We start from the raw sequence: 16,739 nt of genomic DNA, 5'->3' as shown, positions 1-16,739 counted from the left end.
CCGACATAACCGATATATAACCGCATAGACATACAACCGCATAGAGGAGATCCATGCCCGCATTGCAGTCATCCATCGACGACATCCGCATCGCCGCCCAGGCGGCCGACCGAGTCAAGGCCACCGACATCGTCGCCTTCGACGTGACCGGCCCTCTGGGCATCACCGACATCATGATGATCGCCGGCGCGTCCAACGAACGCCAGGTGCTCGCCGTGGCCGAGGAGATCGAAAAGGACCTGTACGTCAAGTGCGGCGGACGCAGCCCGCGCGAGCGTGAGGGACTGACCGAAGGCCAGTGGGTGCTGCTCGACTACGGCGACTACGTGATCCACGTCATGCACGAGGAGTCGCGCGAGTTCTACGGTCTCGAACGCCTGTGGCGCGACTGCCCGCAGATCGATCTCGAACTCGAGCATCCGGAGAGCGCGCACCCGGAGAACATTGCGGTGGAAAGCGCGGAACGATGAAACACGTCCGTTCCATCTTCCTGGTGCGTCATGGGCGCACCTCCTACAACGCGGCGCACAAGCTGCAGGGACAGGTCGACATCCCGCTGGACGCCGTGGGCCGCTGGCAGGTGGCCCAGACCGCCGCATGGCTCAAGGCCGTGTATGTCGATCAGCGTCCCGAGACAAGCAGCAGACTGATCGTATGCTCCGATCTCTCCCGCGCCCACGCCACCGCGCAGGCGTTCGCCGACGTGCTCGGTGGCGTCCAGGCGGGAGTCGAGGTGCATGACGACACGCGCGTGCGCGAACGCAGCTTTGGAGACTGGGACGGCCATGCCGTGGCCGAACTGGCCGAACGCTACCCCGAGGACTTCCGCTCGTGGAGGCTGCATCAGGGCGGTGAACTCAAGTACGGCGCCGAACCCAAGGAGCACGTGGGTTCCCGAGGCGTCGAGGCGCTCTCCTACTGGTCCACGCTCGCCGGGGACGACACCGACCTGTTCGTCTTCTCGCACGGGGCATGGATCGCCCAGACCCTGCAGACCCTGCTTGGGGTGAACGAGGTCGATCCCACGTTCTCGACGTTCACGGCGATGCGCAACGCGCACTGGGTCCGACTCGATCCGATGGATCTGCCGGACGGTTCGGTACGTTGGCGACTCACGGACTATAACCACGGTCCCGCCGTCGCCGATACCCCCGAATGGGAGCGCGAACGCTAGGAAAGGCTTGGGAAAAGCCCGGAAACAAAGGATTCCGGCACTGCGGTTCATGTGTGCGACACACACGCGACACGCCGTATTTGCCGGAATCCGCATGTCGTCGTAATGTATACGAGGCTCAAAAAGCAAGCCAAACAATTGAATACGGGGCTATGGCGCAGCTGGTAGCGCATCTCCATGGCATGGAGAGGGTCAGGGGTTCGAATCCCCTTAGCTCCACGAAACAAGCCGACACAGTCGAACTTGTTCACCACATAACTCAACACGGGGCTATGGCGCAGCTGGTAGCGCATCTCCATGGCATGGAGAGGGTCAGGGGTTCGAATCCCCTTAGCTCCACGATCACGAATCCCGGATCGCTTCGCAAGAGCGGTCCGGGATTTTTCGTTGCCCGGTCCGACGAAACCCTCCCCGCTACCGATGGCGTCAACAAACCGTCGTTATAATGGGCGAGGTCCCTACCTGTTATCAAAGGAGACAAGACATCGTGACCGTAACCCGTGTGTATATCGCCAGCCCGGAAGGTGCCAATGGCCGCAACGTCGTGGCCTACGGCGTGCTCAATGCACTGACCTCGAAGTACAAGACGATGGTGTTCCGCCCCGCCGTGTCCAATCACGACGACTTCACCCCGGTGCTGCTGGCCGCATCCAACGCCGGACTCGGCGTGGCCCTGTCGACCGGCCTCGACATCCATGAGGTCAGGCGCGACAAGGAGACCGCCCGCGGCGACATCGTCGGCGCCTTCAACGACGCGCTCGAGGTCTCACGCGCCGAGGCCGCGCTGATCGTCGGCACGGACAAGTCCCACGTCAACGATCCGACCACCTACGAGTTCAACGCGAACGTGGCCGCCGATCTCGAGGCCGGCGTGTTCCTGACCATCGCCACCATCGACCGCTGGCCTCACGAGCTCGACGAGACCGTCAAGCTCTCCATCGAGGGCATGGAGGCCGCCGGCAACAAGGTGCTCGGCATCTTCGTGACCGGCTGCGAGCCGCGCCACGCCTTCTCCGTCAAGGAGACGCTCGCCAAGTACGGTCTGCCGGTGTGGACGATCCCGCAGGTGCAGTTCACCGACGCCTCCACCAAGGACGTGGCCTTGGAGACGTTCCGCAAGAACGTGCCCACCGAGGAGGTGCTCGCGGCGCTCAACGTGGACGTGACCTTCCCCATCACCCCGTACGCCTTCCAGTTCTCCCTGCTCGGCAAGGCCAAGACCAACAAGAAGACGATCGTCCTGCCCGAGGGCGAGGAGGACCGCATCATCAAGGCGGCCGACTACCTGCTCCAGCGCGAGATCGTCAACCTCATCATCGTCGGCGACAAGAACGCGATCCTCGAGCGCGGCAGGGAGCTCGGGCTGAACCATCTGGACCGCGCCCGCTTCCAGGCGATCGACGACGAAAACGTGCTCATGCCGATGGTCGCCAAGCTGTGCGAGCTGCGCGCCAAGAAGGGCATGACCGAGGAGCAGGCCCGCCAGCAGCTGAAGGACGCAAGCTACTTCGGCACGATGCTCGTCGTGCTCGGCTACGCCGACGGCCTCGTCTCCGGTTCGATCAACTCCACCGCCAACACCGTGCGCCCGGCTCTGCAGGTCATCAAGACCAAGCCCGGCCAGAAGCTCGTCTCCGGCTCGTTCCTCATGTGCTTCAAGGATCATGTGGCCGTGTTCGCCGACTGCGCGATCAACTTGAACCCGGACGCCGAACAGCTTTCCGAGATCGCGCTGCAGTCCGCCGAGACCGCAAGGGCGTTCGGCATCGATCCGAAGGTCGGCATGCTCTCCTACTCCACGCTCGGCTCGGGCAAGGGCCCGGATGTGGACGTCGTCGAGGAGGCCACCCGTCTGCTCAAGGAGAAGGCGCCGGATCTGCCGGTCGTCGGCTCCATCCAGTTCGATGCCGCATGGTCGCCGACCGTGGCCGCCACCAAGGCCAAGGGCAACGATGTGGCGGGTCACGTCAACGTGTTCGTCTTCCCGGACCTGTGCGCCGGCAACATCGGGTACAAGGCCGTGCAGCGCTCCTCCGGGGCACTCGCCATCGGACCGATCCTGCAGGGTCTCAACAAGCCCGTCAACGATCTGAGCCGCGGCGCCCTCGTCCAGGACATCATCAACACGATCGCCCTGACCGCCATCGAAGCCCAGTAGCCCTGCGCTTCCCATCTGGTTTTCGCCTCGGGACGGAGGACGGGAACGTGGTGTCGGACCGTAGGCTCGGCCGAACGGCCTCGAGTGTGTCTGGCACCATGTTCCCGTTCTCCGTCCCAGAACATCGAAGCCCAGTAGTTTGTAGTAAGTAGCGAGTAGTCTGACTAACGGTAACCCGTGTCAGCGGGAAACAGACAAATCACAATGGAGGATGCCCACAATGGCGAAAACCGTCCTTGTCATCAATTCCGGTTCCAGCTCTATCAAGTACCAGCTGGTCGACCTTGAAACCGGCGAAGGCCTCGCTTCCGGCCTCGTCGAGAAGATCGGCGAGCCGATCGACGGCCACTACAAGCACGAGTACAACGGCGAGAAGCACGAGCTCGAGGAGCCGATCCACGATCACGAGCAGGGCCTCAAGCGCGTGCTCGGCTTCTTCGAGGAGTATGGTCCGAACCTGTCCGAGGCGGGCATCGTGGCCGTCGGCCACCGCGTCGTCCAGGGCGGCTCCATCTTCCCGAAGCCGGCGCTGGTCACCGACAAGACCATCAACCAGGTCAAGGATCTTGCCGTGCTCGCCCCGCTGCACAACGGCCCGGAGGCCAAGGGCGCCGAGGTCATGCGCTCCCTGCTGCCGGACGTGCCGCAGATCTTCGTCTTCGACTCCTCCTTCTTCTTCCAGCTGCCGAAGGCCGCCAGCACCTACGCGCTGAACAAGGAGATCGCCGATCAGTACCACATCCGCCGCTACGGCGCCCACGGCACCTCCCACGAGTTCATCTCCTCCGTGGTGCCGGAGGTCGTCGGCAAGCCGGCCGAGGGTCTCAAGCAGATCGTCCTGCACATCGGCAACGGTGCCTCCGCCTCCGCCGAGGTGTCCGGCAAGCCGGTCGAGACCTCCATGGGTCTGACCCCGCTCGAGGGCCTCGTCATGGGCGGCCGTACCGGTGACATCGACCCGGCCGTGGTCTTCCACCTGATCCGCAACGCCCACATGAACGTCGACGAGCTCGATGCCCTGTTCAACAAGCGCTCCGGCATGATGGGCATGACCGGCTTCGGCGATCTGCGCGAGGTCCACCGTCTGGTGGCCGAGGGCAACGAGGACGCCAAGCTGGCCCTCGACGTCTACGTGCACCGCATCGTCAGCTACATCGGCAACTACACCTACCAGATGGGCGGCTGCGACGTGATCACCTTCACCGCCGGTGTCGGCGAGAACGATGACATCGTGCGCAAGATGGTGTGCGACAAGCTCGCTCCGTTCGGCGTCAAGCTGGACGAGGAGAAGAACGCGACCCGCTCCAAGCAGCCGCGCATCATCTCCACACCGGATTCCTCCGTGATCATCGCCGTGATCCCGACCAACGAGGAGCTGGCCATCGCCCGCAAGTCCGCCGCCATCGCCGAGGCCGGCGAGGACACCTACGGCAACAAGTTCGCCAAGTGAGCAGTCTGATCGCCTGAACCGTCAGGTCGCCGCCGAAGCGGGCGATCCGACGCGAAGACGGGCAGGGGCCTGCATCGGGTTCATCCGAACTCCGATGCAGGCCCCTGCCGTTTCCGGATGCTGCTTGTCCGGATTGTTCGAACAGCTATCCGAGCAGTCTGTTCCACATGCCCACGAAGTCGGGCAGCGTCTTTCTGGTGGTTTCGACGTCGACCACATCCACACCGGACACCTTGAGTCCGACCATCGCGGCGAACGTGGCCATGCGGTGATCGGCGTAGGTCTCCATCACCGCGCCGTGCAGCCGGTCCGCAGGCACCGGCATGATGGCGATGCCGTCCGGGAGCTCGGCCGCCTGACCGCCGATCCGCGTGATCTCGGTGACGAGCGCGGCGAGTCTGTTCGTCTCATGGCCGCGCAGATGTCCGATGCCGATCATGTTCGTGGGCTTGTCGGCAAAGACGAGGATCGCTGCCAGGGAGGGCGCGATCTCACCGGCCGCGGTCAGGTCGAAGTCGCCGAGGCCGTGGATGCTTCCGTCGGATTCCACGGCGCAGTAGCGCACGCCGCTCTCCTCGGGGAACGTGATGCGCGCGCCCATCGCCTCAAGATATCCGGGCAGGAGACCACCGGGCTGGGTGGTCTCGACCGGCCAGTGGGGCACGCGGACTCGCCCTCCGGCGATCAGAGCCGCTCCGAGGAACGGCGCCGCGTTCGACAGGTCCGGTTCGACGACCACGCGCTCGGGCAGCTGAAGTTCGCCGTGCTCGACGCTCCACAGGTGATGCGCCTCATCGGCCGTGGCATGGCCGCCGGCGCCGTTGACGTCGGCGACGGTCATGCGGATGTGCGGCAGGCTCGGGGTCCTCTCCCCCGTGTGCGTCAGTTCGAGTCCTGCGGGCAGACGCGAGCCGACAAGCAGCAGTCCGGAGATGAACTGGGACGAACCGGAGGAGTCGATCGACACCTTGGCAAGGGAATCCGGCAATGCCTTCGGCGGCGTGACCGTGAACGGCAGGAAGCCCTCCTCACCGTGGTATTCGATCGTCGCACCCAACTGCTCGAGTCCGTCGAGTACGGGCTTCATCGGACGTGCGTACGCCTGTTCGTCGCCGTCGAATCGCACGGCGTCGTCTGCGAACAGCGCGAGACCGGGTACGAATCGCATCACGGTTCCGGCGAGTCCGCAGAATACGTCCACATTGCCGCGGAAGCGGCCGGAGGCCGGGGGTGTCACGGTGACGGTGGTATCGTTGTCCGGATCGACGGCACAGGTCACGCCAAGCGCTTCAAGGGCACCCATCATCAGTTCGGTGTCCCGGGAGCGCAGCAGTCCCACCAGCGTGACCGGCTTCGATCCCAATGCGGCGAGGATCAGATACCGGTTCGACAGGGACTTGCTGCCGGGGATGGTGATGGTCGCGTCGATCGGGCCATCGGGCGTGGGCGCGGCCCACAGGCTCTCATGCTTCGTTTCGCTCATACGCCCCATCGTATAAGGCGTCTGCGAACTGAAGAAGCCGCATGTCCACCGCAGTGTCCCTATCGGCCGGGCATTCGTCGGACCGAGCCATCACGCTACCAAGCCCCATATGGGGACGAATGGACGCTACTTGCCGTCGTGCTGGTATCCCTGCTGTATCGCAACGTTGAGTTTGTCGAGCAGGGCGGTCGGGTCCGCGTTCTCCCGTGACTGACGCAGCTGCTCCTGAAGGGTGTTGAGCGCTCCGTAGGAGGTGTCGAGGTCGACGAGCTGCGAGGAGAGATCCTTCAGCTGCTTGCCCTGATCGGAGCTGGAGGAATACGACGAGGGATCGCCGATCGCCTTCATCTGGTTGATGATCGCGGTCATCTGGTCGAGCGTGCGCCCGAGGGTGGAGGAGAACTCGGAGACGACCTGTGCCTTCGCGTCGTCCAGAGGCTCCACCGCGGCCTTGCACGTGGCGATGTACTGCTCATAGTTGGTGATGAAGTCGGTATCGTACATCGTTCCGCTGGGGGTCTTGCCGCATGCCGTGACCATTGCGGACAGCGGCTGTGCGGAATCCGCCAGGTTCTCGGACAATCGCACGAAATGCTTGGCCTGCGTGGCGTAGACGGTGTACGCGGCGAGTACGTCGGGATCCTTGGCCGCCCGCAGATCGGCGAATGCGTCCACCGATTTGCCGAGTTTGGAGGCCTGCGCCTTGAGGGTCTGCTCCTTGGAGGCATCATAGGAGACGCCCTGTGCGTAGAGGAACTTGAACGCGTCGTCGACGGCCGCCGACGTGGCCGCGTACTGCTTGGCCATCGTGGAGGTCTGCTGCGCGGCCGTCGAATAATCGGAGGCGCGTACGGCGGAGAACGGCTTGAACACGATCAGCGCCACGACCACCGCGACGACTGCGATTACGGCGACAATGGTGCCGATGATGGCCGACAGCGGCGGACGCCTGCGTTTGAGCTCGACCGGGCGAATGAGCTCGTCGAAGTCGGGTGCTTCGATCGGAGAACGCATGCCGGGAGCGTCAAGCGGTACGATATCGACCTGACTGCCGTTTCTTTCGTCGTGTTCGTCGCGTTCGTCGTCGGTGACGGTCCTGTCCTGCACGTCGGTCATACGGTCTCCCTTGCTTGCGCCATCGTATGGCGGAATCGCAACGGAAATCGGCCGTCATGCGCAATCGTCTATCGAAAGCGTCCGGTCGAATCCGTCCGATGCGGTGGTGATCATTCTCAGGGTAATCGGGAGGACTGACCAAGAAACGGCCATCCGTGGGGCACGGATGCACGGAGGATACACGATGGATACAGTGGATCACGGTGGATGGCGATGGATGACGGAATCGTCGTGACGTCGGAGGTGTCTCATGAGAATCATCGAGCAGTGCTGCCAAGGCAAGCATACGGATCAGACGCTCAATGAGGACGGGCTGTTCGTCTCGGATCGGTTCGCCGCGGTGGTGGATGGCGTGACCGGCAAGAGCGTGCGTCATCCGTGGGATCCGAGCGGCGGCGTGGTGGCGAAGGACACGATGCTGGATGCGCTGGCGTCACTGTCCGCCGATGCGGGCATGAGGGACGTCCAGTATCTGGTGGATGAACGGTTCCGGGCCGCGTATCAGGCGCATCCGCTGGGCCCGTCGTTCTTCGAACATGAGCCGTTGGAACGTCTTCAGGCCAATGCCGTGGTGTATAGCGTGTCGAAGGGCGAGGCGTGGCTGTTCGGCGACTGCCAGATCATGGTCAACGGCGTGCAGACGCCCACGTTGAAAAAGGTGGACGAGCTGCTGGGCGACCTGCGGTCGTTCGCGGCGCAGGCTCTGCATCTCATGGAAGCAGGCAAGAAACGGGACGCGGAGGGCGAACGGGACACCTTGGACGATGTCGGTGACGCCGGCACCGCCGAGACCGCAGCCGGAACGCGCAAGTCACCCGACGATCCCGCACGAGAGATGATCCTGCCGTTCCTGAGGCTCCAGTCGCAATTCGCGAACCGACGGGGTGAATACGGCTATTTCGTGTTCGACGGGTTCACCGATCCGACGTATCCGATCCAAGTCGTGCCTGTCCGTCCCGGTGACGAGGTGGTGCTCGCCTCGGACGGCTATCCCCTACTCGCACCCACGTTGGACGGTTCGGAACGCGAGCTGGAGCGGCTGCGCCATGAGGATCCGCAGCTCATCCGCGAATACCGTTCCACGAAGGGTTTCACGGCCGGCCTGAGATCGTTCGACGACCGCACCTACCTGCGGTTCATCGCCTAGTATCCTGCGTTGGAAGTTCGTTGTTGAATTGGCCGCCCCCTCGAGCCCGCTTCGGAGCCTTTCCACACGCCCATACGGCCCACTTTCTATTGAACACACACTTCGTCCGATCCTGTAGTATCCGGCGTTGAGGGGGTGGTGGGAAGTGGCGAAAACGTTTGATTCCGTAGGGGCCGATACGTCGATTGGGGTGAATCGAGGATGAATGCGCGATGAGTCGCGATGGGGCTGCCACTCAGTGCATGTCAATCGGTTGATGTTCGTTGAGCGGCAGAAAACCGTGCCGCTCAACGCGATTTCGGTGGTTTTTCGCGTTGAACGGCAGACCAATCGGCGACAGGGGCGGTCCTTGCGATACCGGCCATTGCGGAATCGTTGGAAAACAGCCATTTTGACAACATGTCAAAAAGTCGGCGAGGCAGCGATGACGTATCGTCGTGCCGCTCAACGCCAAAAACACTGAAAAATGCGTTGAACGGCACAGCCAGAGCATAGCCGGACGGCACAGCTGCAGCACAGCTGGACAGTATGGCCGGACGGCACAGCCGAGGCGTGGCCGGACGGCATGACTGAGGTGGCGCGGCCCGGCGACACACACAATTGAGTCAGTCTGCGATGGCGCTGCCGAGTGTCTAGCACCTCCACCGGAAATTCGTTGGTCTCATCCCATCTCCCCTTGTCGGGGCGTCGCCGTTGGCCAAAACGTCACCGTGAAGAAAACAGTTTCGCCGTTTGCAGGCAACGTGCGGGGCCGACAGGCGAGCCAGCATGACGCGCGCAGCGCGTCCGTAATCGCAGGACAAGCCAGACCGCGAAGCAGGTCTGAAGCAGGTCTGAGGAGTGGTCAATTCAACAATGAATATACGGCGCAGGATACTAGCTGGGGATTTGCCGTCTCGCGTCGCCACCGCAAATCCGGACCTGGCACGTCTCATCCGTCCGGCGACGAAGACGCACACGAGCAGAATCAGCGCGAAGAGGGATCCGAACAACAGACCCGTCCTGAGATCGTCGCCGTTGGCGGAGGCGAAGAAACCAACCAACGACGGACCTCCCGCACATCCCAGATCGCCGCTCATTCCCTGCTCGGCGGCGCCGGCGCACAGCATCATGAGGAACATGAGCAGAAACACGGGTCTGCCGACCAGATCGATGAAACGCATGGCCACCGTCCCCTCGGGAACGATGCGCGGCATGGGCGCATACGGATCGGGGACACGGGTGGGAGCCAGTCCCCGGTTGTCGACGATGTGCCTCGTTGCGAATTGCTCATGGGTTCATCGTAGCGCGGTCCGGACGTGTTGCGGATCGAATGGGATGTCGATCGAACGGATCAGCGGTCGGAGGCGATGCGCGACTCCGGCATGGCGGTTGACGGCTTATGTGTGCCCGTGTGTATGGAGGTGCCGGCTGTGACGTTCGCCGTGATGCTCATGGGAACGGTCTGCGATCCGGTGCCGGTACTCGCATCGACGTCGGAGTCGATCTGGGCGTTGTCGTCCGACTGTCCCTCACCATTGTCCTCGAACTGCAGCTGCGCCTGATGACGCACGAGCTGCATCGTGACACGATCCGCCTCGATCGCGGCGATCTGCCTGGAGAAGACGATGAACCATCCGAGGAAAAGCAGGCCGGCGAGCGCTTCGACGTTGGTCAGGGTGTTGTGGCCGAGCATCATGTTGGCCCAAAATCCCGCGCACACCAGTGCGACGAGATCGGAGACGACCATCACCGCCTTGCCGATGCGTGGTGCGAGCCATGGCAGCAGCAGGAACAGCAGCAGCATGATGAACGGCAGTCCCTTCGCGCAGATGTTGTGCATCAGGTTGTGCGGCGTGTAGCGGAACGCGCCGATGCCTATGAATGCGAGACCGGACAGGGTGAGCAGTACGGCGAGCACGGTCATGCGCGTGACGAAATGTGGGATGTCGTAGCCGCGATTGGGGTCGTCGCGCGTGTGGTCGTGCCATAGGCGCATGAGTCGTTCGGTGGTCAGCAGTTCGGAGACCGCGAAGTAGCTGACGATGATGATGCACACGCCGGCCAGCATCAGCGTGGAGTTGAACATCGTGGCGGCGAAGGTGGTCCTGTCCCCCAGCTGGGAGAAGTTGTTGTGATACCAGTACGGGTCGTCCGTGGTCAGTCCCGCGACGCTCACACCGGCGATCACGAAGAACGGCAGCAGGGAGGCGAGGGTCTTCGCGCTCATCATCTCCGCCTGCACGAACGTCATATAGCCGACGACTCCGGCGAATGCGGCGCACACCGACGACATGTATCCGACGAACAGCGTGCCCATCATCTCGTTGATCGCGCCGAGCAGCGCGAACGACGACAGGAACGTGGTCGCGGCGTACACGGTGGAGAGGGCCAGCGTCTCGATGATGCGGCGGATCGGCGCGAGCCAGCCGTTCTTCAGGGTCATCGAGCGGGAGTTGGAGATGTATCCGACGCAGAACGACACTACGGCGCAGGCGGCGACGATGCCCGCGCAGACGGTGAACCGGCGCTGCGAGACCTGCCAGATGGCAGGAGCGTATTGCAGATAGAGGTTCATGCCGATGGCACCGACGCAGGCGCACAGGATGAACGAGATCAGGCCGCCGGTCTCCGCACGTTGATGACGGCCCATGTTCTACCTCCTTCGTGTCACGTCCACCTGTATTGTACAATGACTGGTTGTGCCTGATACTGGGCACGAATACGGGCCGTAGCGCAGTTTGGTAGCGCGCCTGCTTTGGGAGCAGGATGTCGCGGGTTCAAATCCCGCCGGCCCGACCACAAGAGGGCTACTTCCAAGGGAAGTAGCCCTCTTTAAAAGAGAACCCCCAGTGCATCACGGCTCAGTCGAAGACCGTCCGGAGAGGCCCTTTGGGGGATTTCTTGGGAAGATGATAACGGGTTATGAGCCGACAGTCAAACCCAGCAGCCGATTTCCTCTCACAGACTCCTCGGAAGGGCAGTCCACAGGAGAGGGCGTTATGCTCGTGCATCACCGACGAACGGCTCTCATCCCATGACTCCGAAGCACGGAGACGTTCATGCCCGGCTTTGCGACTGTACCTGTGGGATCATGACATGGCCAGCGCGTGCATGGGCGACATCGCCATCCTTGAAGTCGCCTTGCGCAACCACATGGATCGGCAGCTGTCCCTCATCGCCTTGGAGCAGGCCGGCACCAAGGACTGGTACATGGCGGGGCTGCGTTTCGACGACCGTACTCAGCGTCAGATCCGTGAGGCATGGGGCCATCTCACCATCCAGCAGAAGAAATGGCACACGCATGGCCATCTCGTCGCGGCGTTGACGTTCGGGTTCTGGCGCAAAGGCATCGCCAAGTCCTTCCCTGGCGGCCGTCGGCACGCAGCGGACGCGAACGCCAAGTGGACAAGAAACTACGCGCTGAACATTGTCAAGACCGTGCATGCCCTGCGCAACCGGGGTCGCCCACCACGAGCCGCTCGTCAACGGCGTCCCGCTGCCGGGCGAGAACCGGCGCATCACACTGGCGGACGCGGTGCGGGCCTGTTTCGATCTGGCGATGATTCTGGACCGGAACCTGTACTCGTGGCTGATGGACAACAGCAAGATGAAACTCGTGCTCGAACACGAGCCACGGTCTATCGAGTAGACGGCGGATGTCACCAATCCCGCAAGCCAGGAGCCGGAAGACAAAGGCCCAAGGATCATGAATGAGGTAGTGCACGGGGTTCGCCAGTAAGGCCGGATAGTGCGGCGATGCGGGAGATAAACGTGCGAATTGCCGGGGTGGCATCGAGCGGATAGAGCAACCCGTAGTGCATGATGACCGGTTCGGGCCAGTCCACGGCTACGTTGACGAGCTGTGGGTGAATGCCGGCCCACATCGGTTTGGAGATGAGCAGGTCGCCGGATTCGGCGCAGTCGTTAAACGTGTCAAGGTCGTAGCGGTCGATGTCGATCAGATCGATGGCAGGGCATTGTTCCAACAAGTCCCGAGCCGTGTCGTTGGCGCCGCGATGGCGCTTGAGGATGCGGATGCGCGTGCCTTCGAGGTCTTTCAATGTGAGTCGTGCGCGTCTCGCCAGCGTGTGGTTGCGTGGCACGGCCACGCACAGTGGCTCGGAATCGAGGGCGACGGTGCTGCATGTGTCGTTCCAATAGCCGGTGTCGAACGCCGTGGAGATCAGGTCGATGTTTTCGCCAAGATGGGTGATGATGTCGTTGATGGCTTCGGAGTCGTCGGGCATCGACACCAGTTCCAGGCGGATGTCGGTGTGCTTGCCGGCGTCGCGTTGCCATAGGTCGAGGATACGGCGGCCGGGGCGCAGGATGGAAACGCCAAGACGAACGGTGGCGATGCCGTCGGTGCCACGTTGTTGCGCACGGCGCAGGATCTCCTCGCATTGGCGCACAATCATCCGCGCGTCCTCGACGAACTCTCGGCCGGCTTTGGTGAGTTGCACGCCGCTGCGCGATCGGTCGAACAGCGTCAGGCCGTATTCCCTTTCGAACGTATTGACCTGTTTGGCCACCGCCGGCGTGGAAATATGCAGGCGATGGCCGGTCTTGGCGAAGCTGCCGGTCTGCGCGGCGGCGATCACCGCGTCCAGTCTTCTGTCGTACATTGCGACCTCCATAAACCAAAGGTTTATAGGATGTAAGCCATAAGCATTTATAAAATACTATTCTACTGATGTCTTGAAGAATACCATAGCTATTGCAATAACCAAACGGAAACATGTAAACCAATGGGATATAGGTGAGTATGACATCAATCAACGAATCCGCAGCCCTCGGCCTCGTGTGCGAAGACGAAAGCCTTGAGCGTGAAACCCGTCGCGCATCGCGTCGCTCGGCCCGCTACAGCGCCGGGCTGACCACTTTCGCCACTTCGCTGGCGTTCTTCCTGACCGGTATGGACACCATGATTGTCAACGTGGCACTGCCGACCATCACCGCCGACCTTGGCGGCAATATGGCGTTGCAGCAGTGGATGATCGACGGGTACACGCTGCTGTTCGCCTCGCTGCTGCTGCTCGCCGGCAGTCTGTCTGACAAGTTCGGTGCCAAGCGCATGTTCTTCTTCGGCACGGCATTGTTCGGAGCGGCATCCCTGCTGAGCACCTTCGCGTGGACCATGCTGGTGCTCATCGTCGGCCGTTGCCTGATGGGCGTGGCCGCAGCCCTGATCCTGCCGGCGTCGATGGCCTTGATTAACGAGGCCAATCCCGATCCGCGCCGCCGTGCGTTCGCCCTCGGCCTGTGGGGCGCCGGCTCGGCTTCGGCATCCGCGTTCGGCCCACTGTTCGGCGGTTTGCTCACACCAATCCACTGGAGCCTGATTTTCGCGGTCAACGTGCCGTTCTGCCTGATTGTGCTCGCTCTTGCACCGAAGGTTGCACCATCGCCCACCCGTGCCATCTCGTTCGACTGGCTCGGTCAGACGCTCGCGCTGATTGGTCTCGCCTCGCTGGTGGCCGGCGTCATCGAAATCGGTTCCCTGGGCATCTCCTCACCGGTGACGCTCGCGCTGCTGTCTGTCGGCGTCGCCGCACTCGTGCTGTTCGTGATCGCACAAGCCAAGGTCGGGCATCCGATGGTGCCGCTGAACCTGTTCCGCAACGACGGCATGCGCATCTCGCTGATCGTGGGCTTCATCATGATCTTCAACTGGTTCGGTATGGTCTTCATCTCCACCCTGTTCCTGCAAAGCGAGCAGGGCATGAGCCCGTTCGCCGCCGGGCTGGTGTTCATTCCCTCCGCGGTGGTCATGGTGGTCATCAACGTGTTCAGCGGGCAGGTCATCAACTCGATGGGCACCCGGTTCACCGTGTCCATTGGACTGATTGCCATGGCCGTCGGGTTCCTTGCCGCGGTGCTGGTGCCGGCTCCAATGCCCGCATGGGTGATCGCCGTCGCCCTGAGCGTCGTCGGCCTTGGCGGCGCACTGGTCACGCCGGCACTGTCCGGACTGGTGCTGGTGAGCGTGGAGCAGAAGCAGGCGGGTATCGCCAGCGCGGTGTTCAACACGTTCCGTCAGGTCGGTGGCGCGATCGGCGTGGCCGTGTTCGGTGTGGTCGCCACCTTCACACCCTCGCTTGACGGCTCCCTGCGCGCCGTGTTCATCGCGGCCGCCCTGCTGCTCATCTGCGCATTCGCCTACGCTCGGCTGCGCTGGGCTGAGCGCTGACTTCGGGCGTCCCGTTCATGGCGATATCCGCCACACTTGAACGACAGTCGTTGGAGACGGGTCGATTATTCCGCATTCAGCTCCAATTAGGGTGAATGGGGAGAGCGGGTCAAGTTCTCTTCAATCACCTGTTCGGAGAAGATCGTCATCATGAAGGGCAGTGATGCTAACAGAGCATCTGGGGCAGTGTTTCGACGCGCCGAGTGTTTAAGCTGTTTCGATGGTCTGGGACGCTAACATTTTGCCAACAATGACCGTCACGATTTACCAATCCGGGTGGTCTGAACAAAGAAATTCAAAACTCAAGAACGGCATAATTCCAACGGTTTCAAGGTGAGCCAAGACCGGCGGCCCGAGCCAAGAACCCCCGATCCTAACAGGATGTCGCAGGTTCAAATCCCGTCAGCCCGACCGAAAGCCCTACTCCCGCTTGGAAAGCAGGGCTTTTTTTTCTTGATATGTGCCCCCCTGCGCGGTAACACTCAGTCAATGACCGCACACCTTAGCCTCAATTAGCTGTACCGGAAAGAAAAAGCACCAGTGTTTCATGATGTTTCGCATGAGTGACGTTCCGGGGCATTCGCCATTAGTATAGCCATCATGAATCCTGGCTCTTGCATGTCAGATCTGGTTCTGTCATAATGGTGACGCTTCGTCCCGTAAGGGCGAGGCTCCAAGTCGCCGGGGGTATTCCCCCGGCATTCCTTTATCCGCCGTCTTGTCAGGGGAATCGGTTGAGCGAATTGAGCATCTTCGTGGACGAGTCCGGCGAATGGGGCAAGCTGTCCGAATACTATCTCATCACGCTGGTGTTCCATGTGCAGTCCACGCCCATAACCACGCACATCGAGAAGTATGAACGGCATCTGACAGATTCGGCCTTGCCGGACATCCCGTTCCATGCCGGTCCTTTGTTCAACGGGCACGACGATTACGAGGGCATGCCGTTCGCGGATCGCAAGAGACTGTTCTTCGCGTTCTTCACGCTCGCCCGCAACCTTCCGTTCCGGTACGTGACGTTCGCCCATCGCAAAAGCATGTTCGACGGTGACAGGACCCGATTCGAAGCACAGCTCAAACGCGATCTTGCGGACTTCTTCCTATCGCATCTCCACGAATTCCAATCGTACGAGACAATCAAGGTGTACTACGACAATGGGCAGCAAATCGTATCGAACGCGCTGAAAGCATCCATCGACTATGCGCTATCCAAGGAGGCCGTCGTGTATCGCGATGCGCAACCGAAGGACTATCGTCTGGAGCAGACCGCCGATTTGAGAGGCTTCTGTTGTTTTCGTGGGTTAGTTGGCGGGTTGGGGTAGTCGGATGTCGAGGCCGCCGCATCGGAGCATGATCAGGCTGATGAGGTTGTCGACGTGGTGGAAGCCGTAGGCCATGCGGATGGTGACCTTGATCCGGTTGTTGAACGCCTCGAGTCTCGCGTTGGAGTAGCCGAGTTCGATCGTGCGCAGGATGTCGGGGCGGCGTCTGCGGATCTTTTTGGAGAGTTCGACGATTTCGGGGATGCGGCTGTGGGACGCCCAGAACACCCAGTGGTTGAGTTCCGCGGTGGCCTGTCCGAGCGGGTGCTTGAGCAGGGTGCGCAGGAGCTCCTTGAGCTGCCAGGCGCGGTAGAGCTGGCCCTTGGGGTCCGTGTTCCCCAATGCGGTGAGGGATTCGTCCTGCCGGTCGGTCAATTGGTCGGGGTTCTTCAGGACCGCGTATTTGACGCCGCGCATGCGCTTGGTCGCCTCCCGGTCGCCGTCGCGCCTCGCATCGTTCCAGAGGCGCTTCCTCACCTTGTCGAGCGCGTCGGTCATCCAGCTGACGATGTGGAACCCGTCGAGCACGCGCTCCGCGTTCGGGCAGTGCTCCTTGACGCATGAGTCGATCCAGCGGGCGCCGTCGCCGGTGACGACCCGGATGGACGCTTTCTGCTCGTCGGTGAGCTGTTGGAAGAACAGGTCGAACACGTCCCTGCCGTACCCGTCGTGCGCCCAGATCACCCGACGCCGCTCGTGGTCGACGACGACGGTGAT

The 16,739-nt window shown here is 62.1% G+C and carries 16 protein-coding genes and 3 tRNA genes; 11 read left to right on the top strand and 8 right to left on the bottom strand.

What is annotated here, in order from left to right:
* Positions 1-53: 53 nt before the first annotated feature.
* The 6 genes from rsfS to BW11_RS10855 all read left to right on the top strand — a co-directional run bounded on the left by rsfS (position 54) and on the right by BW11_RS10855 (position 4,782).
* Entirely contained in the window at positions 54-470 is a 417-nt protein-coding gene (rsfS, locus tag BW11_RS10880) for a ribosome silencing factor (RefSeq protein ID WP_140445762.1), read from the top strand.
* Positions 467-1,174, top strand: coding sequence for a histidine phosphatase family protein (locus BW11_RS10875; protein ID WP_107044512.1), 708 nt, complete (start codon positions 467-469; stop codon positions 1,172-1,174). Before rsfS ends, BW11_RS10875 begins: the two co-directional genes overlap by 4 nt.
* 146 nt (positions 1,175-1,320) lie before the next feature.
* Positions 1,321-1,393, top strand: a tRNA-Ala gene (locus BW11_RS10870).
* Between the two features lie 47 nt (positions 1,394-1,440).
* Positions 1,441-1,513: transfer RNA gene (locus BW11_RS10865), tRNA-Ala, on the top strand.
* A 148-nt stretch (positions 1,514-1,661) separates the two neighbouring features.
* Positions 1,662-3,332: a phosphate acetyltransferase gene (gene pta / locus BW11_RS10860; protein ID WP_181162615.1), complete on the top strand. Its 1,671-nt coding sequence runs from the start codon at positions 1,662-1,664 to the stop codon at positions 3,330-3,332.
* 220 nt (positions 3,333-3,552) lie between these two features.
* Positions 3,553-4,782, top strand: a complete 1,230-nt coding sequence (locus BW11_RS10855) for an acetate/propionate family kinase (RefSeq protein ID WP_043167649.1) — start codon at positions 3,553-3,555, stop codon at positions 4,780-4,782.
* A gap of 145 nt (positions 4,783-4,927) precedes the next feature.
* On the opposite strand, the gene aroA is transcribed toward BW11_RS10855, so the two are convergent.
* Entirely contained in the window at positions 4,928-6,265 is a 1,338-nt protein-coding gene (gene aroA, locus BW11_RS10850) for a 3-phosphoshikimate 1-carboxyvinyltransferase (protein WP_181162614.1), read from the bottom strand.
* A 126-nt stretch (positions 6,266-6,391) separates the two neighbouring features.
* The gene (locus tag BW11_RS10845) at positions 6,392-7,381 is read right to left on the bottom strand and encodes a hypothetical protein (RefSeq protein WP_140445760.1); all 990 of its coding nucleotides are present in this window, start codon (positions 7,379-7,381) and stop codon (positions 6,392-6,394) included.
* A 250-nt stretch (positions 7,382-7,631) separates the two neighbouring features.
* Between BW11_RS10845 and BW11_RS10840 the strand changes: the two genes are divergently transcribed.
* A complete protein-coding gene (locus tag BW11_RS10840; RefSeq protein ID WP_140445759.1) occupies positions 7,632-8,528 on the top strand; it encodes a hypothetical protein in 897 nt (298 codons plus the stop codon).
* Between the two features lie 235 nt (positions 8,529-8,763).
* On the opposite strand, the gene BW11_RS10835 is transcribed toward BW11_RS10840, so the two are convergent.
* The 3 genes from BW11_RS10835 to BW11_RS10825 all read right to left on the bottom strand — a co-directional run bounded on the left by BW11_RS10835 (position 8,764) and on the right by BW11_RS10825 (position 11,160).
* Complete coding sequence (locus BW11_RS10835) at positions 8,764-9,045, bottom strand: hypothetical protein (RefSeq protein WP_140445758.1); 282 nt, start codon at positions 9,043-9,045, stop codon at positions 8,764-8,766.
* 115 nt (positions 9,046-9,160) lie between these two features.
* Entirely contained in the window at positions 9,161-9,691 is a 531-nt protein-coding gene (locus tag BW11_RS11940) for a hypothetical protein (protein WP_258184675.1), read from the bottom strand.
* A gap of 170 nt (positions 9,692-9,861) precedes the next feature.
* Positions 9,862-11,160 carry an ABC transporter permease gene (locus tag BW11_RS10825; RefSeq protein ID WP_258175663.1) on the bottom strand — a complete coding sequence of 433 codons (1,299 nt, stop codon included), beginning with the start codon at positions 11,158-11,160 and terminating at the stop codon, positions 9,862-9,864.
* Between the two features lie 72 nt (positions 11,161-11,232).
* Between BW11_RS10825 and BW11_RS10820 the strand changes: the two genes are divergently transcribed.
* Positions 11,233-11,309: transfer RNA gene (locus tag BW11_RS10820), tRNA-Pro, on the top strand.
* A gap of 258 nt (positions 11,310-11,567) precedes the next feature.
* Here the strand turns inward: BW11_RS10820 and BW11_RS11935 are convergent.
* Positions 11,568-11,891 (bottom strand): hypothetical protein, encoded by a 324-nt coding sequence (locus BW11_RS11935; protein ID WP_258175626.1) that lies wholly within the window; start codon positions 11,889-11,891, stop codon positions 11,568-11,570.
* Between the two features lie 61 nt (positions 11,892-11,952).
* Here BW11_RS11935 and BW11_RS11930 point away from each other — a divergent pair, with 61 nt between their 5' ends.
* The gene (locus tag BW11_RS11930) at positions 11,953-12,159 is read left to right on the top strand and encodes a hypothetical protein (RefSeq protein WP_258175627.1); all 207 of its coding nucleotides are present in this window, start codon (positions 11,953-11,955) and stop codon (positions 12,157-12,159) included.
* 55 nt (positions 12,160-12,214) lie between these two features.
* On the opposite strand, the gene BW11_RS10810 is transcribed toward BW11_RS11930, so the two are convergent.
* Complete coding sequence (locus BW11_RS10810) at positions 12,215-13,135, bottom strand: LysR family transcriptional regulator (RefSeq protein ID WP_150384028.1); 921 nt, start codon at positions 13,133-13,135, stop codon at positions 12,215-12,217.
* Between the two features lie 140 nt (positions 13,136-13,275).
* Between BW11_RS10810 and BW11_RS10805 the strand changes: the two genes are divergently transcribed.
* Both BW11_RS10805 and BW11_RS10800 read left to right on the top strand, forming a co-directional pair.
* Positions 13,276-14,700 (top strand): MFS transporter, encoded by a 1,425-nt coding sequence (locus BW11_RS10805; protein ID WP_107044263.1) that lies wholly within the window; start codon positions 13,276-13,278, stop codon positions 14,698-14,700.
* Between the two features lie 734 nt (positions 14,701-15,434).
* Positions 15,435-16,022 carry a DUF3800 domain-containing protein gene (locus BW11_RS10800; protein WP_258184676.1) on the top strand — a complete coding sequence of 196 codons (588 nt, stop codon included), beginning with the start codon at positions 15,435-15,437 and terminating at the stop codon, positions 16,020-16,022.
* On the opposite strand, the gene BW11_RS10795 is transcribed toward BW11_RS10800, so the two are convergent.
* A partial coding sequence (locus tag BW11_RS10795) for a transposase (protein WP_140445757.1) occupies positions 16,002-16,739 on the bottom strand: 738 nt, incomplete at its 5' end. The two genes, BW11_RS10800 and BW11_RS10795, sit on opposite strands and share 21 nt — an antisense overlap.

Source organism: Bifidobacterium sp. UTCIF-38, assembly GCF_006454495.1.
Lineage (GTDB): Bacteria > Actinomycetota > Actinomycetes > Actinomycetales > Bifidobacteriaceae > Bifidobacterium > Bifidobacterium callitrichos.
The sequence above is the reverse complement of the archived record's forward strand: the minus strand, read 5'-3'. Positions and strand labels throughout refer to the sequence as shown.